A 22,237-nucleotide genomic window follows, 5' to 3' on the forward strand; every position below is an offset into this window, starting at 1 on the left:
CTTTTTAAGGCGATCTGTCATTTTTTTTAAAAAAATCTAAGGAGCAATTAAACCTTTGTGACTGTATGCAGTCCAAGAGCCAAACAAATTTGAAAATGACAACCATTAAATATTAAAACCATGAAAAGATTAATTGGAATTTTTATCTCGACTGCTGCTTTGACTTTTTATTCTTGCTCTGATGATATAGAGAGTGTCGGTGATTCTGGTACAACAGATATTGCTATTGAAGACGCCAGCCTAGAAACTACATCTAGTGAATTGATGGAAGAGATTGATGAGGCCGCAGATGTTGCGACGAGTTCATTTGAATCTTCAGGAGGAAGAATGCTTGGCGGGTTTGGCTTTGGTGGCAAACGATTTGGCGATTGTGTTACAGTCACAGAGGATGAAGCTACCAATACCAAAATCATTGACTTTGGTGAAGAAGGTTGTGAAGGGCGTGATGGTCGTGTGAGAAAGGGGAAAATTATCATCACTCACGAAGGTGAAAGAGATGTGCCTGGATTCAAACGTACGATTACTTTGGAAGACTTTTCTGTGGATACTATAGGTGTGGAAGGAACTCGAGTACTCACATATGTGTCTGGTACGGACACCGAAAAAGAATACAACGCAACATTGACTGGAGGGAAACTGTCATTTCCTGATGGCACCGAAGCTACAAGAGAATCGACAAGAACCAGAGTGGCGACTTTTGATGAGGAAGGAGAAAAAACTCAGGTGGATCGTTTCGGTTCAGCCGAAGGAATCAATCGAGAAGGGTTGACTTATCTGAATTCAGTTGATGAAACTACACCAATATTGACCTTGAGCGTCTGTAGGGAAGAAGGGACCTACGCTCCAGTTTCGGGTATTCTTTCTATCAACATAGAGGGCGAGAGCGAAAAGATAATAGACTATGGAGATGGAACTTGTGATAATCTGGTAACCATAACTCAGGATGGAGTTTCTACAGAAGTAGAAGTTGACCCCAAACAAAGACGTAAAAGAAGATTTAGAAGAAGAAACAGTTGAGGTAATAAGTTTAGGTTAAAGTAGGATAGAGGTCTGCCCTGGGGTAGGCCTCTTGTGTTTTATATATGGGATAACTCAAAACCGAAATTACCGTTTAGCACTTATTGTTTTTTTATTAATATCTGGCCAGCTATTATTGTTGGAAATTTTATAATTCTAATATGCGATCAATTCGACTATTCTTAATTCTACTATCTCTTACTATTTCTTTTTCCAATCAGGCCCAGCAGCCCAAAAAACCAAATGCCGCTGAGATTCAATTGATGCTACAAAAGCTCAATGTATTGGGTTCTGTTTTGTATGTAGCCGCACACCCAGACGATGAGAATACCCGGGTCATAGCTTATATGGCCAACGAAAAGAAATTTAACACGGCTTATCTGTCTGCAACAAGAGGTGATGGAGGACAAAATTTGATTGGTTCAGAGATTAGAGAATTGCTTGGCTTGATAAGGACACAGGAGCTGCTGGCTGCGAGAAGAACAGACGGGGGACATCAATATTTCAGCAGAGCCAATGATTTTGGATACTCAAAAAATCCGGAAGAGACCTTCGAGATTTGGGATAAAGATCAGGTGCTCGCTGATTTTGTGCGAGTCTATAGAAAACACCGTCCAGACATAATCATCACTAGGTTTCCAGGGACTGGACTAGGTGGTCATGGGCATCACACGGCCTCAGCTATTTTGGCTAAAGAAGCCTTCGAACTAGCTGCCGATAAAAAAAGCTACCCGGCATCTGCAGAGAAATTTGGTGCGTGGCAACCTAAGAGACTATTGTTTAATACTCATCCATTTTTCTATCGAAGAGCTGGAATAGAAATGGACACAGCTTCATTAATGACCCTGGATCTGGGAGCTTACAATCCTTTACTTGGGAAGTCATATCCTGAGATTGCTTCTTTGAGCAGGAGTATGCACAAAAGCCAGGGTTTTGGCTCTACCGGTTCCAGAGGTACACAAGTTGAATACTTTGATCATACAGCAGGCGACAAGTCCTCTGATATGTTTGGTGGAATAGATACCAGTTGGAGAAGAGTAAAGGGAGGAGAAAAAGTCGGATACCATGTGGACAATGCCATTATGCATTTCGATCCCACTAATCCGTCTATTATTGTTCCTGATTTGATTCAGGCTTATAACGAACTGAGTAAGGTAAAAGACCCTTACTGGAGACGCATTAAACAACAAGAGATAAGAGATTTGGTCAAGGCTTGTACAGGTCTGTATATGGAAGTCAAAGCGGATCAATTTGCCTATACCCCTGGAGACTCCATGTCGTTGAGCGTTGAGTCAATTAATCGCTCAAACGTTGATATAAAATTGGCATCTATCAAATTGGGCAACTTGCAAAGTTTCAATATAAATCAACAGTTGTACAATAATCGTCCATTTAATATGGACAGAAAGTATCTATTAAATGCCGATGCGATTTATTCAGACCCTTACTGGTTAAGAAAAGAAGGTACTTTGGGAATGTACAGTGTGGCTGATCAGAATTTGATCAGTACACCTGAAAATGCTCCGGCGCTATCCTGGGTGGGTACGATTGAAATTGAAGGTACTCTGTTGGAGTATGAACTGCCAGTGATTTATAAAGAGAATTCGCCCGTAGATGGAGAGACTTATCGGCCATTGGAGGTCACGCCACCCGTCTTCCTGAATATTTCCGAAAAGGTATATGTATTTGGTAACGGAGCATCAAAGAAAGTTGATGTGCAGGTATTGGCAGGAAAATCAAATCTACAAGGTGCTGTTTCCTTGAACATTCCTGAGGGTTGGAAGATAGAACCTGAAAGTTATGCTTTTGACCTGAGCGATAAAGGAGCTGAGGCTACATTTACTTTTGAGTTGTTTCCTCCTTCCACTACGAGTAGTGGTGAGATAGGGGCGATAGCGAAAGTTGGAGGCCAAACCTACAATAGAAGTCTGGTTCGTATCGAATATGATCATATTCCGGTACAAGCGCTGTTTCCTGAATCCAAGTCGAAAGTAGTTAAAGTAGAATTAGAAAAGCGTGGAACCAATGTAGGGTATGTCGTAGGTTCTGGGGATGAAATTCCTGCGAGTTTAGAACAAGTGGGCTATCAAGTTACAGAGCTGACTAACGGAGATATCAGCGCTGATAAAATGAAGAAGTATGATGCGGTGATCCTTGGTATTCGTGCCTACAATACAAATGATCGGTTAGAGTTTTACCAGAAAGAGCTCATGGAATATGTGAAGAACGGAGGTACCATGATCGTGCAGTATAACACCGCCCATGCTTTGGTTACTAAAGATTTAGGGCCGTATCCATTGCAACTATCAAGGGATAGAGTGACTGTAGAGGAAGCTGAGGTACGTATTCTGAAGCCAGATCATCGAGTGCTTAATTTTCCTAACAAGATCACAGATTCCGACTTTGAGGGATGGGTGCAAGAAAGAGGACTCTACTTTCCCAATGAGTGGGATGAGCAATACGAAGCTATTCTTTCATCAAACGATCCTGGAGAAGATCCCAGAGATGGAGGATTGCTGGTCGCCAAATATGGCAAAGGCTACTACATATATTCAGGTTATTCCTGGTTTAGAGAACTGCCAGCAGGTGTTCCCGGAGCTTATCGTATATTCACAAACATGATCTCCATCGGAAAAGAATAATCATCTAAACATCACTCATTTGGATTCACCGGATAAACCTCCCTTTTTCAAAACCTGGAAAGCCATGTATTTATTTGTATTTGGCAATCTGGTAGTCGTTATTTTATTGTTGTATTGGTTTAGCATTTCCTTCCGATGAGCACGATAGATTTAATTGTTCTTTTTGGCACCTTAGGCCTAATTGTAGGTTATGGTGTATACAAAACACTGGGCACCAAGGATATTGATGGGTACCTACGTGGAGGTAGCAGCATGAAATGGGGTACTATTGGGTTGTCAGTCATGGCGACACAGGCCAGCGCCATTACATTCATTTCCACCCCAGGACAAGGTTACGAAAGTGGGATGGCATTTGTGCAAAACTACTTTGGGCTACCAATAGCGCTTATTATTGTGGCTTTGGTGTTTATTCCAATCTATTACAAACTCAAGGTTTATACTGCCTATGAGTATTTGGAGAATCGATTTGATAAAAAAACACGTTTGCTGGGAGCGTTTTTGTTTTTAGTGCAGCGCGGATTGGCTGCAGGGATTACCATTTACGCGCCGGCCATTATTCTATCTACCATACTCAGTTGGAGTCTTTCCTGGACGATTCTTCTAGTGGGTGTGTTGGTAATTATCTATACAGTAAGTGGAGGCACTAAAGCGGTGAGTCTCACTCAAAAGCATCAAATGACTGTGATTCTTGTTGGAATGGCGATCGCCTTTGGATATATCATACATTACTTGTCTGATTATGTTTCACTGCCAGAAGCCTTACATATTGCAGGGAGTTTGGACAAGCTGAATGCCGTAGATTTTTCTTTAGATTTTGAAAAGAGATACACCGTGTGGTCAGGTATACTCGGAGGCTTGTTTTTGGCTTTGTCTTACTTTGGTACGGATCAGTCACAAGTACAAAGATACCTTGGGGGTAAAAACACAGCCGAAAGTAGAATTGGCTTAATGTTCAATGCGGTGATGAAGGTTCCCATGCAGTTTTTTATCTTGCTCACTGGTGCGCTATTGTATGTGTTCTACATTTTCTATCAGCCACCAGTTCATTTCAATCAGCAAAGTTTGGCTATTGTTGAACAGCAAGTGGGAACTGAAAACATTGACCTGATTACAGAAGATCACGACTATTGGGTAAGCAAAAGAAAGGCCTCTGCTATGGTATATAAGGATGCGCTACTTTCGGGCACAAAAGATGATCAGGAAGAAGCCCAAGAACTCTTGCAATTCACTGCTGAACAAGTGAATAGTTCCAGAGCAGAAATGAAGAACCTCATTGCGGCGACAGATGATACCATTAAGCTAAAAGACTCTGATTATGTATTTTTGACCTTCATTCTCAATTATTTACCTCAAGGAATTATAGGGTTATTGATAGCAGTAATTTTCTCAGCTGCCATGTCATCTACATCCGGTGAGTTGAATGCATTGGCATCCACGACAGTGATTGATTTTTATAAGAATCTGATTAATCAAAATGGAACGGAAAAGCAATATATGCTTGTTTCTAAGCTCCTAACCGCCGCCTGGGGTGTTCTTGCTATTTGTTTCGCATTTATGGCTCATCAATCGGAAAACTTAATCGAGATGGTGAACATATTAGGCTCACTTTTCTACGGCAATATTCTGGGTATTTTCCTTGTGGCTTTTTTCTTTAAGTATGTGCAAGGTACTGCAGTATTTTGGGGCGCTATTATCTCTCAAAGCCTTGTAATTGGTTTGTACAATTCAACAGAAATTGGTTACCTGTGGTTTAATGTAATAGGCTGTGCAGGGGTGATCTTGCTTGGTTTGTTGATTCAGGTTATTAGTCCTAAGGCATAAAAAAGTCCCGATGAAAACCGGGACTTTAAAATTTTTGTTGGAAAGAATTATTTGCCAAAAGTGTAAACAACTCCTATGTTAGCCTGAAGGCCAAGAGCGTCGTCAAATGGCTTGTTTAGTTGATATTTCAATTCAGCATTTATACCTACAGCGTCAGAAATACCAAAGATCGCACCAGCACCCAGTGCCAATCCAGTCTCAGAAAATCCACCATCTCCGTTGATAAAGCTAACTCCAGCCACACCATAAGCTTGAATGTCATCAGTCATGAAATAATATCTACCGTCAATACTGAAAATGTTAACTTTAAAATCGTCTTTGTTTGTCAGATAATACGAAGGAGCAACTGAGATTGCATCGGTAATCAAATATTCACCACCAAATCCAAATCCAATTCTGTAGTCACCACCATATGGTGAAAATAAGTTGATGAGACCAGCATTGACTCTGATGTCTCCTTGTTCTTGTGCCATTGCACCATTGATTGCGAATAAACCTACTAGGGCTAAAGCGAGTAATTTAGTTTTCATAATATTAAATTTTAGGTTTAAAGATTTACTGGAGTCATTGAGAAAAACTCCAGATCAATAAATTATGCTTGTAATATTGCACTTTTTTTATAAAATACAATGAAAGTTAGCGCATATTATGTGAGTGGAATTAAGATAGAGGGTTGGAAATATACCTATTGATCTTTGTTTTTAGAATACTGGTTTCTAAGTATTTTTTCGGCTAATTTGTTTTGTGGTGTAAAGTCTTGGTTTGAGGTCCCGCCTGCTTCTTTATGTTTATAATGCCACTTCCATGCAAACCCTCCTAGAAACCAGTCTTCATTCCAATAGAGTTTAAAGAGTGCTTTGTAGGCGTTAGCTTGACCATCAATGTTGACGGTTTTATTTTTATGATCTTGTTTCCAGTGTCCAGACGTACTGTAATCCTGGCTTTTAAATCCAAATTCCGTGAATAGCACTTTTTTAAGATAAACGTTTGTAAAATCTCGTATCTCTTGTTTTGTCTCTGAACCATTTTTAATTAACTCTTCTACTGATGGCGTTTTTGACTCACTTATTGGAAAGTAGGCATCAATACCAATGTAGTCAAGTTCCCTCCAAAATGGTATGTTTTCATAATTGTCCCAATTGGCTGAATAAGTGAGAGGCCCCGAATAAATCTTTCTAACTCTATTAATAAGGTCAATCCAATAGAAGTCGTTGGTTTTTGCAATCTGTCGGATTTCAGTGCCAATTGAAATCATTTCTACATTGAGTTCATGGGCCACTTGAGCGAAATTCAATATGTATGTAGCGTAGCTGGACTTCCATTGATTTAGTTGTTCTTCAGAGGTATATTCAAGATCTCCGGCCCAGCCTTGTCCAATTACCCACAGATGAGGCTTTAGCATGACTTTGAGCCCAGATTTATGTGCGAGTTGAATGGCCTGTTTTATTCCATCGGTAGTTTCTCCTATCCATTGTTTTGGGTGATCAAAGGTTACTTGGGGCTGAGTTGGGCTGCAAAATGCGTAAGGAATGATAGCCACCCAGTTAGCTCCTGTATTTTGGATGGGTTGATAATACGCTGGTTTCAACTCAAAGGAAGGAGCAACCAAACATAAACCGTTGATTTTGTCATTAATGTCCTGCTTAACGGCACCACATGAGAAGATACATGACAATAAGATGAGTCGAACATTCATTTCTTATGATCTGGTAGCCATTTAAGTATGAGCACGGGTAATAAAAATAAGTCTGCCACTAGTGCTGTGACGAAAGAAATACAGACAAATAGACCCATATAAAAAACTGCACTGAAACTGGAAAAGCAAAACACCATAAAACCTGTGGTAAGAATGATGGTAGTCATTAAAATTGGTCTTCCTGTCTTAAGCAGAGCTGCATTGATCGCTTCACCCTTGTTTTTTCCTCCCTGATATTCAAACCTGAATTGACTTAGAAAATGGATGGTGTCATCCACGACTATACCAAAGGAAATTGCGAATATAACCGAGGTACTTAGATTTAAGGGGATGGAAAAGTAGCCCATTATGGCAGCTACTACTAGAATTGGGAATAAGTTTGGAATAAGCGTAATTAGGATCATTCTTAGGGATTTGAAAAGCAAGCCTGCAATGATTGCTACGATAAGTATGGCTAGCCCGAGCCCTTTAATTAAATTTATCGAAAGTAGCTCATGACTCTTATCTATGAGCAAGGTTGTGCCTGTTAGGCGATACCCAATGATTTGATGGTTGACATTTTTGTCTAATGCTTCTAATAGATTGGCGTGTTTTAATGATGCGTCTTTTGAACCTAAATCCTGGAAGTATCCAGTGATCTGAGCTAGTGATTTCGTACTTACTTTTGTTGATCTTCTTTCCATATGGCTTCGACGAATATGGTGAAACGCTTTTTTCCACTCTTTATCTGATTGGGGTAACCTATAATAGGTAGGAGAGGCCCTGTGAAGGTTTTGATTAGCGAGCTTTACGATAGAAACAGGAGAAACTAAATCTCCAGCTTGGGCGTGAATCTTAATTAGCTGCTCTATTTTGTCCATTTCTTCAATTACTTGCTTACTATAGATCGGGTTAGAAGCTTTTTTACTCCAAATGCTCAACGTGAATGGTTTGGATCCTGAAAATTGCTGATCAAAAAATATAAAATCTGATTTTACGACATCGTCTTCAGGTAGGTCATTTACCAAATAGGCATCAATTTCTAGCTTGGTGAGACCGAAAAGACTTAGCATAAATATTGCAATAGAACTGATCATGATGGTTTTCCCATTTCTACTGATATTCTCATATAATTTTTCCAATGGGGAGAATAGAAACGTACCTTTATTTGATTCGGAAATGTTAGGTTTAAGAAGCGTAACCACTGAAGGGTAAAGAAGATAGGTGATAACAAAAGCTAGAATGATTCCTCCGGCAGCGTAGATCCCTAAATCAATGATTGGTTTCACGTTGATCATGATCAATGTGATGAACCCCATGGCAGTAGTAAGTGAAGTTAGACAAGTTGCGACTCCAACTTGACGAATGGCTTGATTAATGGCAGGTTTGAGTTCTTTAAATTTCAGGAATTCTTGTCGGATATGCGAAAACAGGTGTACAATATTAGACATAGAAACCACCAGTAAGATGGTTGGGATGAGAGAGGATAGTACATCAATTTTTTTGCCGGCTAGCGCCATCAATCCTATAGTAGCCACAACGGATAGTCCAGATATACACAACGCCATGATAATGAGTACGATTTGTCGCATAAAGACAATGAGCCAGAGAAATATCAATACGAGTGCAATAAGGATAAATTTGGTGAAGTCGGCCTTGACTGCTTCAACGAAAGCTGTTTGAGCTACAGCTTTGCCTGCTATTCGAACTCTGGGTGTGAATCCATCAAATATCCTATGTATTTCGTTGACATATTTGTCGGCCTCTTCCTTCGTTTTAAATCTTTCATGTACGACTATAGCTTTTAGGCTTTTTCCAGATTTTGAAACAAACATTTCTCTGTAAAGCGTGTGATCAAACAGTTTGATACTATCACGCTTAAGTTTTGATGGATTCGAAATATGCAGCAAAGGAATAGGGATAAAGCCCATGGGTGTCTTTGCGATGGACTTCATGGAAGTAGGAGAGAACACCTGGAGGGTATGTTGTAGATTTTCTGTTTTCGATAACCCGCTATCTATTTGGCTTAGAAACGCCTGATTAAGCAAACCATTTGTGGATTCGAAACCTAGGAGTAGGTAGTCATTGTCGTGTCCAAAGGTTTGAGAAAATTCTTCGTAATATTTGAGGTCGGGGTCATTATTGGGGAAGAAGTTTTCCAGTTCGTAATCGAACTGGAGGTTCGGAAGTTGAAGAGCTAGGAATCCTAGTATTAGAATAACTACTAGAATCGAAAAGATTGAGGTTCGTTTGTTGACCATATTATGGGCTTTGAAAGCAACAATGAAGATAGCCAATTCCATCTGAATTTTTATACTAGGTACAAGTACCTAGTATAAATTGTGGTATCTGTACCTATTTCAAACCTATCAATCTCCCCCTACTTTTGAAGTATCAATAATTAGTAATATTGATGAAGGAGCTAACCGACCTAACCTCTTTTGGTAAACAAGGTTGACCTAACTAACAAATTTGCTTCATTATTCTTTGGCCAGTTCATAACGTTGATCTGGCTTTTTTTATGTTCAAGCTTAAAAACTAAGCGATAACCAAAAATGGAACTAATCAAATGGATAGTTTTATTGTCTGAGACTTTTGTGGAAGCAGTGTTTATTCTAACTTTCTGGACTATCAATTGATATTGTCTACGTTAGATCACGGATGAGTTTAGCCAATCTATTTTACCCTCAACAGCCTACTATTGCTTATGAGTCCCGGAAAAATATTTCGTATTCGGAGGTGAGTCCCAATGACAACCTTAAAGAATATATATACTGCTATTGGCAGTTGAAGACCATCGAAAAACTTGACTCTCCATTTACTTACAGGGTGGTTTCCGATGGTTGTGTTGATATTTTGTTGGAGGTCACCAGCTTAGATCGTATTTTCATTACAGGTTTCTCCAAGTCTTTTTTGCAATATGACTTGGGAGTTACATTTGATTATATCGGGATTCGTTTTTTGCCAGGAGGATTTCCGCAGTTGTTCAATATTTCAGCCGTTGAGTTAATTGATCAGTTCCTTGATCTGTCCGAATTCTTACCGAAACTTTCAACGGTTATTGGCGAATCATGGGTTAGAGAGGAGGGGCTAGGTCATTACAAATCAGTATTTGATCAAATTTTTCTTGAGGTTATTGCGAATAGCACTTCTTTGATTACTCCTGATTCGCGAGTAATAAATGCTATGCGAGAAATTTTAATGTCTGCGGGAAATGTAGATATTAAGTCATTAGATGTAGGACTAAGTGAGAGGCAACTTAGACGTGTCTTTCAGTTCTACTATGGGGTGTCTCCCAAAACATTTTGTCAAGTTGTGCGCTTTCAAAATATCCTCAGAGCTAAGCCTTCTATGGAGAGTCTCAAGAAGAATAAAGTTTTCTATACTGCTGGCTATTACGATCAAGCTCATTTCATAAAGGAATTTAAAAACTTCTACGGAGTTACACCCAGTCAGGCTTTTGGTAGGCAATGATTACTAAGGAAGAAAACAACAATGTCCGTTTTTTACAATGACCAGAAATCCGTTTCGATGAAGTTTGTATCAAACAAATTCTTGAAAAAATGAAACGATTAACAACGGTTATTTTAATAGCAATCAGTACGGTTACTGCTGGCTATGCTCAAAAAAATGTTCAATCTCAAAATCAATCTCAAATGAAACTTAATGCAGGAATAATTACAGAAAAAATCCAGGAGACCAAACAGTTTTACACAGAAAATTTAGGATTTGGAGTCACTTTCGAAAATGAATTTTATTTATTGATGCATACCCCAGGACATCAGGCTCAGTTAAGTTTTTTACTGCCCGATCATCCTTCTCAACAACCTTTGTTTAAATCAAGATTTCAGGGCGAAGGTGTCTATCTGACTATAGAAGTTGATAATGTTGATGAATTGTATGCTAAAATGAAGGAACGAGGTGTGGAAATAAAGATCGACATTCGAGATGAGCCATGGGGCGACCGTCATTTTGCAATAGAAGATCCGAATGGGGTTGGGATTGATTTGGTGAAATATACAAGACCAGCCAACTAACAACACTTTGTGCTAATGGCCAACCTAATAAAGAGGTTGGCCATATTGAGCTATGCTAAGGTGTAATAGAGATATAGAAGTAAACCTTCAGAAAAAGTCAACTTTGATAAGCGTTTCTGCCGAAAGAGAGAGGAATATTTTTTATAATAAATTGGAGGGTAGTCTGGCTAATCTAAAGGCTTATATTTTGAAATAATACTATTAGTGTGTTGACCTTTTAGAAGTTCAATAGGTGTTTGATCTTAAGCATATTGATTTGAGATCTAGCGCTGCTTGTATAATATACTGCCATCTCGCGATTTCATTACGTCCTGATATTGAAAATACTTAAAATGGTGTATTTCATAACAGCGTAAATATGGCTATCTATGCGTAGTATTGACAACTAGTTGTGTAAGGGTCCGAATCTTACCTAGAGACCCTGTTCAAATACATGAAAAGCAGCGTATACAAAACTCAAATTTCCATTTTAGTATGGATACTAGGTACTATGATGTCTCCGGTATCCCATGCCCAAACCTTTCCGTCATTGGCGGATTTTGAAAAGCAGATCAGTCATTTGCAATTAGAGCAACAAACAGATTCATTGGTAGCCATGTATGAGGAGATTTCTTCTCATGATCAAATCAAATCACTCGAGTTTCTAGATCAGTCCATCAATCTTAGTAGAGCTTCTGGTTACGATGAAGGCCTCGTTCGAGGACTGACGAAGAAAGGAAATCACTATGTGAACGTCGCTGTAGACCTGAAAAAGGCAGAAAAGTACTTGTTGGAAGCCATGGAGGTGTCGACACGACTTGACAATGACAGCCTCTTGCCTGCGCTTTATAACCGCCTGGGAGCTGTGAATTTCAAATACGGCAAGATGCAGGAAGCCATGGTCTATTTTGAAAAAGGTGAAGCAGTAGCCATCGCCATTCAAAGTGAAAGGGAAATCATGGATTTCGCCATTAATATAAGTATCCTTCATTTGCAATTAGGACATACACAACTGGCCATCGATCGGTTTATTCATTGTTTGACGCTCAATGCCAGCGAACGACAACGGGCGATGATCAATAATAACTTGGGTGTGATCTACTCACGATCGGAGAAATACGACAGTGCCATATATTACTACCGAAAGAGCATAGAACACTGCGAGCAAGATCAAAACCCTGAACGCTGTAAAATGAACCGGTTGCACAATATTGCTGTAGCCCAACTGAAAATGAATAATTTCGAAGAATCGCTCGAAAGCTTCTCGAGTATCGAAGACTATGTAGGCAGCTCTGGCCAGCAGGAATTGTATGCGCAGCTGTTGTATAACAAAGGTGTGGCTTACAAGGGTTTGGAAGCATATGACAGTGCCATTCTTATGTTCAACAAGTCAAAGGAGATATCGGAAGCAAATCAACTCACAAGGGTCTTAAGAAAGGTACATCGAATGTTGGCAGAGAGCTATAAGTGCCAGGGACAATTCGAAAGTGCCTTGTACTACAGAGAAAAGTACATCGATATCAAGGACAGCTTGTTTACCATCGAAAACAACAAACACATAGAGAATCTGATGGCCAAATATGAGTCAGAAAAGAAAGAAAAGGAGATCGCTTTGTTGAAGCGAGAGGGACTTAAACAGGAGGTCGAACTAAAAAGCAAACAAGCGGCTTTTGAACAAAAACTGTTATCCGACAGCTTGCGGTCACAGCGCAAGGAGAATGAGATACTGCAGTTGAAAGGTAAAAACAAGGTACAGCAAGTGCTCATTGAGAAAAACCTGGTCGAGAAGCAAAAGCAAGACGGGGAAATGTTGCTCCTGCAAAAAGAAAAAGAATTGAAAACAACGGAGGCCAAAAGACAATCGCAGTTGAGAAATGCGGTGGTTATTGGTGCTTTACTGTTGCTTATTCCGGCCGTTATCCTGATATTGGTCTATCAGCAAAAAATGAAGGATAAGGAATTGCTCTATGCCAAGACCGAAGAGATCAACAGGCAAAAAATCCTGGAAGTCATTCGGGACCATGAATTGAAAGCTATCAAGGCGAGTATAGAAGGGCAGGAGAAAGAAAAGAACCGAATCAGCAGTGATCTTCATGATGGCATAGCCGGCAATTTGGCGGGAATCAAATTCATGTTATCAAAACTAGCTGAAGGAGACCCAACTGATCAAAGACTTTTGCCCATTGTTAAAAAAATCGACGACACCTATCAGGAAGTTCGTGCCATTACGCACGAGTTGAAACCACCAAGGATCACTGATGCATCCTTCAGTCAATTGATTGATGACATCCTACAGGATATCTCAACAGGGAACTCATTCAATGTCAAATTTATGTGCCACCCAAGAGAGGAATTGGACCAGCTTAATGATGACATTAAAATAGAGGTGTACAGAATTACCCAGGAATTGGTAAGCAACATTGTCAAACATGCCAAGCCTGAACAGGTCGAGGTACAGCTGGTCATGAACGATGATTATGTCAACCTGCTGATAGAGGACGATGGTGTCGGGTTTGATATCCATAAGGGAAGTAAAGGGATAGGTTTGCCGAGCATTCGTTCACGGGTGACAAAATTGAACGGGAAGATAGACATCGATTCCAATGTGGGAAGAGGAACCATTGTCAATATAGATATACCAGTTGCGAAAACATTTGAAACCGCATAGATGAAGAAGGAGAAAATTAATATTGTGATTGCTGATGATCATCAAATGTTTCTTGATGGGCTGACCTCGTTATTGAAAGATGAAGAAAGTATCCATCTGGTGGATACCGCATTGAATGGGGAAGAAGCGTTGCAAATCGTGGAGCGAAATCAGGTTGATATATTGATTATGGATATCAGTATGCCCAAAGTAGATGGTATAGAGTTAAATAGCTTGGTCAAAAAGAATCACCCGTCTGTGAAAACACTTGCTCTGACCAGTCACAGCGACCATTACATGATTTCAAAGCTGGCCAAAGGGAAAGTCAATGGCTACTTGTTGAAAAATGCTGAGAAGTTTGAGCTATTACTCGCCATCAACAAGATTGATCAGGGCGAAGATTATTTCTCTCAGATGGTGAAGGATAAAGTAGTTGAAAGCATGTTTTCGAATGGTGCTGAAAATGACCTCCCCGAGCTAAGCAAGCGAGAAAAAGAAATAATCAAGCTTATCGTTTCGCAAGATACCGCCCCGGAAATAGCAGAAAAGCTATTCATTAGCCAAAATACAGTGAATACCCACCGCAAAAACATACTGACCAAACTCAAACTCAAAAATGTCGCCGGTCTGGTAAAATTTGCAGTCGAGAATGGATTGGCATAGTCCTGCCAAATAATGCGTTTTTGAAGTGTAAATAGTAATTTCAGATCTCTAAAACCAAAAACTCACCTTTTACCACCATTTCCTGATATCACCTTTTTGGGTGATTTATTTCGCAATGTCAAAACTTAAATTTGTCTTTAAATACGAACAAATTGGATTTTGCTAATATGGAAATGATAAGACCTGCCCTTCTTTTTAACAGAAAATCAACCGCTCAACTCCGGAATATTTCAGATAAAAAAACCACAACAACAAAAACATATTTGTCTGTCATATTCTGGTTGGTTTGTTTTCCACTCATGGCTCAAGTGCCGACTATTACCTCTTTTTCGCCCTCCAATGGGCCAATTGGAACTAGCGTGACCATCTCAGGATCGAATTTTGATCTGACACCTGCCAACAATACGGTTTTCTTTGGTGCTACCGAAGCCACGGTTACGGCTGCGGCTGCCGATCAATTGATCGTTGACGTACCATTGGGAGCTACCTACGCGCCCATTACAGTCATGGTGAATGGATTGACTGGTTATTCTTCTTCACCATTCATCGTCACCTTTACCAGTCCCGTCATTTCTAACACTTCTTATGCGCCCTTCGAGGAATATGATACCGGTTCTTCACCAAAGATGGTGGCTTCCGGAGATTTAGATGGTGACGGCAAACCTGACCTCGCTGTGGTCAATGGTAGTAGTTATACCGTATCAATTTATAGAAACACCAGTACCAGCGGCGCGATCAGCTATGAACCTAAAATTGATTTTACCACCGGAACAAATCCAAATTCAGTGGCTATTGGTGATTTGGATGGTGATGGTCTATTGGATTTGGTCGTTGCAAATCAGAATGATCATAGCCTTTCCGTATTCAAGAATACCAGCACAGGCAGTACAATTAATTTTAATAATAAGGTCGATTTCACCACCGGTACCAGCCCGCTTTCAGTGGCCCTTGGTGATTTGGATGGTGATGGTAAGGTGGACCTCATTGCAGCGAATTCAGGAGATGATAATTTTTCCGTGTTGAGAAATACGAGTACAAATGGAGTAATAGACGCAACTTCATTTGCGAGTAAGATTGATTTTGCGACCGGACTCAGACCCTATGCATTGGCCATTGGTGATCTGGATGGTGATAAGAAGGTAGATGTGGTGGTGGTAAACAGAAATAGCAATACCCTTTCAACATACTTAAATATCAGTACGAGTGGGGTGATAGATGCTTCTTCATTTGCCGCAAAAGTGGATCAAGTAACCGGACTCAGACCTTATGCAGTGGCTCTTGGTGATTTGGATAACGATGGTAAGGCTGATTTGGCTGTGCCCAATAATAGTCAACAAACTACGTCTGTGTTTAAAAATTCAAGCACAGGTCAAGGTGTAATTAGTTATAGCAGAACAGACTTTATTGGCGCATCAAGCCCTACTGCGGTAGCGATTGGGGATCTGGATGGTGATGGCAAACCTGATCTTGTCGTAGCAGGCTTTATTGGAAGAGTAGTGTCTCTGTTGAAAAATACAAGTACTGGAGGAACAATAGATGCGAGTTCATTTGCCGATAAGGTAGACATTGCCTCAGGATATTATCAAACCATGATAGCATTAAGTGATCAGGATGGTGATCACAAGCCTGAAATCCTGACAAATAACCAAATTGATAATGCCATATCAATCATTCGCCATACGGGTTCAGATACCAATACTGATTTTACAGAATTCTCGCTTACCGAACAAACGGAAGCTGCTCAGATCAACACCATTGCACATACCATTGGCATAGTGGTTGAATATGGAACAGACCTGACAGCGCTGATTGCTACTTTCGAGTTGTCACCAGGTGGGTCAACAAAAGTAGGCAGTACAGCTCAGGCGAGCGGGACTACCTCAAACGATTTTACCAATCCGGTGGTATACAGCGTAATGGCTGGAGATGGTGCGACCACACAAGATTGGACAGTAACCGTTACCACCGAACCGCCAAGCACTGAAACTGACATCACCGCTTTTAGTTTGGCTGAACAAACCAATTCGGCAACAATCGATGCGACAGCGCATACGGTAGAGATAGAGGTGTTCTCCGGTACAGATCTCACTGCTCTTGTAACGACATTTACACTTTCTGCAGCAGTCACTACTGCCGAGGTAGGAGCCACAGCCCAGATAAGTGGCACTACACCCAATGACTTTACCAATCCCGTGACCTATACTGTGACAGCAGAAGACGGAACGACATCTCAAGATTGGGTCATTACTGTATCAGTAGCCGCGCCTGTCGTGGCCATCAATTCTTTTGTTCCGACAAGTGGGCCCGTAGGCACTTCAGTAGTTATTACGGGAACAAGCTTTGATCCTACGCCAGCAAATAACGTCGTGTTTTTTGGGGCTGTACAAGCCACCGTAACTGCAGCAGCTACGACCGAGCTGACTGTCACAGTGCCAACAGGAGCTACTTATAGACCTATTGCCGTGCTTGTCAATGGTTTAATCGCACAGTCATCTACTCCCTTTGAAGTAACATTTAACAGTGCAGCTATCAATGCACATTCGTTTGCATCAAAGGTGGATTTTGCTTCTGGCACATCGCCTTCATGTGTTAATATAGGGGATTTGGATCATGATGGTAAACCTGATTTAGCCATTACCAATGGGAATGGATTGGATGTGTCAGCCTCGATATTCAAAAATACTAGCCTCAGTGGTAATATTAGTTTCGCAGCATCGGTGGATCTGGCTACGGGTGCCTCTCAGCAATCGGTCGCTGTAGGAGATATCGATGGCGATGGTAAACTCGATTTGGCTATGGTAACTTTTTCTACCAATACAGTATCTATTTTTAGAAACATTAGCGTAAGTGGGACGCTTGATGAGACATCATTCGCTGTTAAAGTAGATTTCGAAACAGGAGCTAGCCCCAGGTCGGTGGCTGTTGGAGATTTGGATGGTGACGGGAAATTGGATTTGGCTGTTGCCAATAGAAATAGTAATACTGTATCTGTATTTGAGAATACGAGTTCAGTTGGTATCATCAGCTTTGCCACCAAAGTGGATTTTGCGACAGGATCAACTCCATATTCAGTTTCGATCAATGATCTGGATGATGACGGCAAACCCGAAATTGTAGTTTCAAATAGAACCAATAATACGGTGTCGGTATTGAAAAACACAAGTACAATAGGTACTATCAACTATGATCCCAAAGTGGATTTTGATACAGGAACAGAACCAGAAATGGCGGTAATAGGAGATCTGGATGGAGATGATAAGCCGGATTTGGCAGTCGTCAATCACAATAGCAATACGGTGTCGGTCTTGATGAATACAAGTTCAAGTGGAGTTATTGATATCACATCATTTACTTCAAAAGTAGATTTTGAAACAGGGGCAGGTCCTCGTTCTTTAGTCATTGGAGATCTGGACGGCAACGGAAAGCAAGATATAGTTGTGACGAATGATGACGACAATTCGGTGTCCGTATTCATGAATACAAGTAATGTAGGAGCTATTGATGTGACATCATTTGCTGCCAAGGTAGATTTTGAAACTGGAACTGGGCCACAATCATTAGCTATTGGGGATTTGGATGGAGATGGTAAGTCCGACCTGGTTGTGGGGAATAATTTTAGTGCATCACTTTTTAGACACGCTCTATCGGATACCGAGTTCTTAGCGTTTAGTTTACCTGATCAAACAGGCGAAGCGATTATTGACGAAGTCAATCATACCATCACGATAGAAGTGCCATATACTCCTGATGTATCGGCGCTGATTCCTTCTTTTATGCTTTCTGCGGGAGCCACAGTTGCAGTGAATGGTACAACTCAGGAGAGTGATATCACTGCCATTGATTTTTCAAATCCTGTAACCTACACAGTGATGGCCGAAGATAACACAACTACACAAGACTGGGTGGTTACCGTGAATTTGGCTCCGAATACTGCCACCGACATTACCGAATTTAGTATTCCCAACCAGCTTGGGGATGCTATAATTGATGCAACCGCATATACCGTTGATTTGGAAGTGCCTATTGGCACCGATGTTACCTCTTTAGTGCCCACTTTCACGCTTTCTTATGGAGCCAAAGCTACGGTGCATAAGAAGTTTCAGACAAGTGGTGCCACGGCTAATGATTTTACTGATCCTGTGACCTATACCGTCATAGCAGAAGAAGGTGGTGCCATAGTACAAAATTGGACTGTCACCGTCACCTTGGTGCTCAATACGGCCACTGACTTCACTGCATTTAGTCTCCCTCAACAAACAAGAGCGGCTACAATTGACGAGACCAATCATTCAATTGTGGTAGAGGTTCCATTTGGAACGGATGTATCAGCACTGGTTGCGGTGTTCTCCTTATCATCAGGCGCTACGGCTAAAGTGAATGGTAATATGCAAACCAGCGGCACTTCGTCCAACAATTTCACCAATTCGGTTACTTATTCGGTGACAGCCCAGGATGGGACTACAACACAGGATTGGCAGGTAAGCGTTACCGCTAAAGCGAATGGTATGCCAACGGTTTCTGCCGCTTCATTCTCCATAGATGAAGATGTGGCGGTTGGCGCTTTGGTTGGTCAGGTTTCTGCAAGTGATCCGGATGGCGATGATTTGATGTATACCATCCAGTCAGGAAATGACGGCAATGTTTTCAAAATCGATCAAAACACGGGAAACATCTCCGTGGCATCATCACTGGATTTTGAAACCATAGCTCAATACAGCCTGGTTATTGAAGTGAATGATAGCAACGGTGGAACCTCAACAGCCATGATAACCGTGAGTCTAAACGATGTGACTGAGTCAGTATTGACAATTGAAAACGAAGTCAAGCTAGCTGAAGTCTATCCGAATCCCGTATCGAATCTACTGAAGATTCGATGGTCACACTTTGATCAGGCTATCTTGCGTGAATTCTCAGGTAGAGAAGTTCTGAAATCGTCTCTAAGGGAAGTTGACCTAAGCAATCTACCAACAGGGATATACATCTTGACGTTAGAAGGTAAGTCAAATGAACAGGTTAATCTTAGGGTAGTGAAGGAGTAGATGTCAGAATGGTTGCTAGCTTAAAATCAATGAAATATCTATTATGTATACTTAATGACGGAGTTTTCGCTATTTATCTGATTTGACTTAACTGTGGTAATTGATTAAATTAAGTCAAAAACCAACTTATATCAGGCCTATGACTTCAATCATTTTTGCCATCTTTTTATCATTTATGTTTCCTGACTCAGAAACTGATCAGGTGGTTCCATGTAATGAGTGTATTATTTTTCTTGGTATCAAGTCTGGTTCAGAAAGAACCTATAAGGGAGTTAAGAGTTATATCTATAAGTACCAAAATCAATGTAATGTTGAGGTTGGAATGAAATTTTCTTGTAAAGAAGGGGATATTAGAAGGATGAATTTTAAGCCATTGGAAAAAAGAGATAGCTATCGTTCGCGTGTGGTTCAACTGGATTAAAAGTAGTTAAATTTATATGTGACTGACCATTGATAAGGAGTATTTAGTCAATCCTTTATAGCAATAGCAAGAAGAAAGCTTTTACACCAGATAACAATAACTCAGCAATGTTTTAAGGAGAGTTAATGTCCTATCAACTGACGATGATATTTAGCCTATTGCTAAGTTTTTAGTGATGATATTGACTTTTTATTTGCCCTATGATTATGATTTATGGGAGAATGAACTAATGGATTTGATGAAGATTAAAAGTTATTTGGATGGTGCGTATGTAACCTTAGTTGAATCGGTAAGATTAGGAATGATGTTTAAGCTGGCGTGTGAAATATTTTAATATCAAGAGGAACAATGAAAAAATGTAACTTATGGCTATAGAACCTTTATCTCTAACAACTAAGAAATCCAAGATCTCATTACTTACATTTTCATTGGCTTTTTTTCTGGTTAATATATTTGAAGTTAAAATGACTTCTATTCCAACAATTGGCGTGCAATTTAAGTTTTCAGAATATTTGCTTCCTTGGTTCTTGGTTCTTGGTATGTTTTATAACTTAATATGCTTTCTGATTTACTATAAGGATGATATGCATAATCCTGTTAAGCGTCGTTACCAAAGTAATTTTGATACTGGGGTTAATGAATTTGAAAGCAAATTAATTCGCTTTGCAAATGATGTTTTGAGAGGGGAAAAGTGGACGCAGTCTGATATACTTCGGTTTGTTGAAATAATGAAAACAATTGCAATTGCTTATGGGAAACCGCCTGTAATTGAGATTCATACTCCCGAAGAGATTGTTGAAACAGAGCTAAACAAGATTTCAGAAGACGAAAGAAAGCGGTTATTTGATCCTACCTATAGAAATTATATTATTGATTTTATTAGAAAGCATGGAGAAAATTTTTATCAAATAATGATACAAAAGGAACCTAGGTCAGACGTTAGAATAGCTAAGCTTCGAAATTTTTTGGATTTCACCTTTCCTATTCTATTCTTCTGTGTGTCACTTCTTTCTATTTTAAAGCAGAGTATCAAGTAGTTCTCGTATAGTAGCGGGAGTAGATCCCCAATGGAATTGCCGGAATGGAATGATCGAACTTGCGACCTCCACTGTACAAAATCTTTCCAGAACGGATATAAAAAAAGGCCAACATTTTCATGTTAGCCTTTGCTTAGTAGCGGGAGCAGGACTCGAACCTGCGACCTTCGGGTTATGAGCCCGACGAGCTACCAACTGCTCCATCCCGCGATGTATTTTAGTTTGCTTTTTGAGACGAAAGGGTCATAAAATCCTTTGTTTTTCCCTCAATTGCGATGCAAAAGTAGAAGCCCATTGATTAAAAAACAAGTACCTTTGAACTTTATTTTTCATATGAGCGAAACTAATTTCAAATCAGGCTTTGTAAGCATTGTAGGCAAGCCGAATGTAGGAAAATCTACTTTAATGAATGCCCTGGTTGGAGATAATCTCTCCATTATTACATCCAAAGCACAGACCACACGTCATCGCATCATGGGGGTGCTGACTGGTGATGATTTTCAAATCGTATATTCAGACACGCCGGGATTGTTGAAGCCTCAATATACACTGCAAGAATCCATGATGAAATTTGTGAGTGCTTCCCTGGAAGACGCTGACTTGGTGCTGTATGTTGTGGAGCTCATGGAAAAGCAGGAAGACGAAGAAACCCTCGAAAGAATCATAGCCAGTGGTACGCCAGTGATTTTCGTGATCAACAAAACAGATTTGAATAAGGGATCTAGATTGACGGATAAAATTGACTATTGGAGTTTACTCTATCCAGATGTGGAGATTATAACCGTGTCTGCCTTAACTAAAGAAAATGTAGATGTATTATTTGCGAAGATACTTGAGCTGATGCCTGAACATCCGCCTTACTTTCCAGGAGATACACTGACGGATAAGCCTGAGAAATTTTTTGCCTCAGAAATTATTAGAGAACAAATATTTAAAAATTATAAGCAAGAGGTACCTTACAGCACGGAAGTCGAAATAGAGTCTTTCAAAGAGGACGAAGAGATCATTAGACTTCGAGCTGAAATTTTTGTAGAAAGAAAATCTCAAAAAGGAATCATTATAGGAAAAGGAGGAGAGGCTATCAAGAAAGTAGGTACCGAAGCTCGGTTGCAATTAGAAAAATTCTTTGGGAAAAAAGTGTTTTTGGAAACCTTCGTAAAGGTTGCGAACGATTGGAGAAAGAAAGATAACTTGCTCAAAAAATTTGGCTACAAGGGTTGATGTGTACGGGTTCAGAAAGTCTAGTGAAATAAAAAACC

The 22,237-nt window shown here is 40.2% G+C and carries 14 protein-coding genes and 1 tRNA gene; 11 read left to right on the forward strand and 4 right to left on the reverse strand.

Annotation, left to right across the window (positions count from 1 at the left end; all coding sequences use genetic code 11):
• The first annotated feature begins 120 nt into the window (after nucleotides 1-120).
• The 3 genes from ACO6S2_RS09695 (at nucleotide 121) to ACO6S2_RS09705 (ending at nucleotide 5,480) form a co-directional block, all read left to right on the forward strand.
• Nucleotides 121-1,017: a hypothetical protein gene (locus tag ACO6S2_RS09695; RefSeq protein WP_422362301.1), complete on the forward strand. Its 897-nt coding sequence runs from the start codon at nucleotides 121-123 to the stop codon at nucleotides 1,015-1,017.
• A 161-nt stretch (nucleotides 1,018-1,178) separates the two neighbouring features.
• A complete protein-coding gene (locus ACO6S2_RS09700) occupies nucleotides 1,179-3,659 on the forward strand; it encodes a PIG-L family deacetylase (RefSeq protein ID WP_422362302.1) in 2,481 nt (826 codons plus the stop codon).
• 135 nt (nucleotides 3,660-3,794) lie between these two features.
• Complete coding sequence (locus ACO6S2_RS09705) at nucleotides 3,795-5,480, forward strand: sodium:solute symporter (RefSeq protein WP_422362303.1); 1,686 nt, start codon at nucleotides 3,795-3,797, stop codon at nucleotides 5,478-5,480.
• A gap of 47 nt (nucleotides 5,481-5,527) precedes the next feature.
• On the opposite strand, the gene ACO6S2_RS09710 is transcribed toward ACO6S2_RS09705, so the two are convergent.
• From ACO6S2_RS09710 to ACO6S2_RS09720, 3 genes are all read right to left on the reverse strand, one after another.
• Nucleotides 5,528-6,010, reverse strand: a complete 483-nt coding sequence (locus tag ACO6S2_RS09710; RefSeq protein WP_422362304.1) for an outer membrane beta-barrel protein — start codon at nucleotides 6,008-6,010, stop codon at nucleotides 5,528-5,530.
• Between the two features lie 155 nt (nucleotides 6,011-6,165).
• The gene (locus ACO6S2_RS09715) at nucleotides 6,166-7,176 is read right to left on the reverse strand and encodes a glycoside hydrolase family 113 (RefSeq protein WP_422362305.1); all 1,011 of its coding nucleotides are present in this window, start codon (nucleotides 7,174-7,176) and stop codon (nucleotides 6,166-6,168) included.
• Entirely contained in the window at nucleotides 7,173-9,416 is a 2,244-nt protein-coding gene (locus tag ACO6S2_RS09720; protein ID WP_422362306.1) for an efflux RND transporter permease subunit, read from the reverse strand. Before ACO6S2_RS09720 ends, ACO6S2_RS09715 begins: the two co-directional genes overlap by 4 nt.
• A gap of 400 nt (nucleotides 9,417-9,816) precedes the next feature.
• Between ACO6S2_RS09720 and ACO6S2_RS09725 the strand changes: the two genes are divergently transcribed.
• The 7 genes from ACO6S2_RS09725 to ACO6S2_RS09755 all read left to right on the forward strand — a co-directional run bounded on the left by ACO6S2_RS09725 (nucleotide 9,817) and on the right by ACO6S2_RS09755 (nucleotide 20,978).
• On the forward strand, nucleotides 9,817-10,629 hold the full coding sequence (locus ACO6S2_RS09725; RefSeq protein ID WP_422362307.1) for an AraC family transcriptional regulator: 813 nt from the start codon (nucleotides 9,817-9,819) through the stop codon (nucleotides 10,627-10,629).
• 89 nt (nucleotides 10,630-10,718) lie between these two features.
• On the forward strand, nucleotides 10,719-11,192 hold the full coding sequence (locus tag ACO6S2_RS09730) for a VOC family protein (protein WP_422362308.1): 474 nt from the start codon (nucleotides 10,719-10,721) through the stop codon (nucleotides 11,190-11,192).
• 433 nt (nucleotides 11,193-11,625) lie between these two features.
• Nucleotides 11,626-13,839, forward strand: coding sequence for a tetratricopeptide repeat protein (locus ACO6S2_RS09735; RefSeq protein ID WP_422362309.1), 2,214 nt, complete (start codon nucleotides 11,626-11,628; stop codon nucleotides 13,837-13,839).
• Nucleotides 13,840-14,481 carry a response regulator gene (locus ACO6S2_RS09740; RefSeq protein WP_422362310.1) on the forward strand — a complete coding sequence of 214 codons (642 nt, stop codon included), beginning with the start codon at nucleotides 13,840-13,842 and terminating at the stop codon, nucleotides 14,479-14,481.
• A 167-nt stretch (nucleotides 14,482-14,648) separates the two neighbouring features.
• Entirely contained in the window at nucleotides 14,649-19,520 is a 4,872-nt protein-coding gene (locus ACO6S2_RS09745) for an FG-GAP-like repeat-containing protein (RefSeq protein WP_422362311.1), read from the forward strand.
• A 139-nt stretch (nucleotides 19,521-19,659) separates the two neighbouring features.
• Nucleotides 19,660-19,941 carry a hypothetical protein gene (locus ACO6S2_RS09750; RefSeq protein ID WP_422362312.1) on the forward strand — a complete coding sequence of 94 codons (282 nt, stop codon included), beginning with the start codon at nucleotides 19,660-19,662 and terminating at the stop codon, nucleotides 19,939-19,941.
• Between the two features lie 365 nt (nucleotides 19,942-20,306).
• Entirely contained in the window at nucleotides 20,307-20,978 is a 672-nt protein-coding gene (locus tag ACO6S2_RS09755) for a hypothetical protein (protein ID WP_422362313.1), read from the forward strand.
• A gap of 137 nt (nucleotides 20,979-21,115) precedes the next feature.
• On the opposite strand, the gene ACO6S2_RS09760 is transcribed toward ACO6S2_RS09755, so the two are convergent.
• Nucleotides 21,116-21,188, reverse strand: a tRNA-Met gene (locus ACO6S2_RS09760).
• A gap of 123 nt (nucleotides 21,189-21,311) precedes the next feature.
• Between ACO6S2_RS09760 and era the strand changes: the two genes are divergently transcribed.
• Entirely contained in the window at nucleotides 21,312-22,199 is an 888-nt protein-coding gene (gene era / locus ACO6S2_RS09765; protein WP_422362314.1) for a GTPase Era, read from the forward strand.
• The last annotated feature ends 38 nt before the right edge of the window (nucleotides 22,200-22,237 follow it).

This window comes from Reichenbachiella sp. (genome assembly GCF_965233835.1).
Taxonomy (GTDB): domain Bacteria; phylum Bacteroidota; class Bacteroidia; order Cytophagales; family Cyclobacteriaceae; genus Reichenbachiella.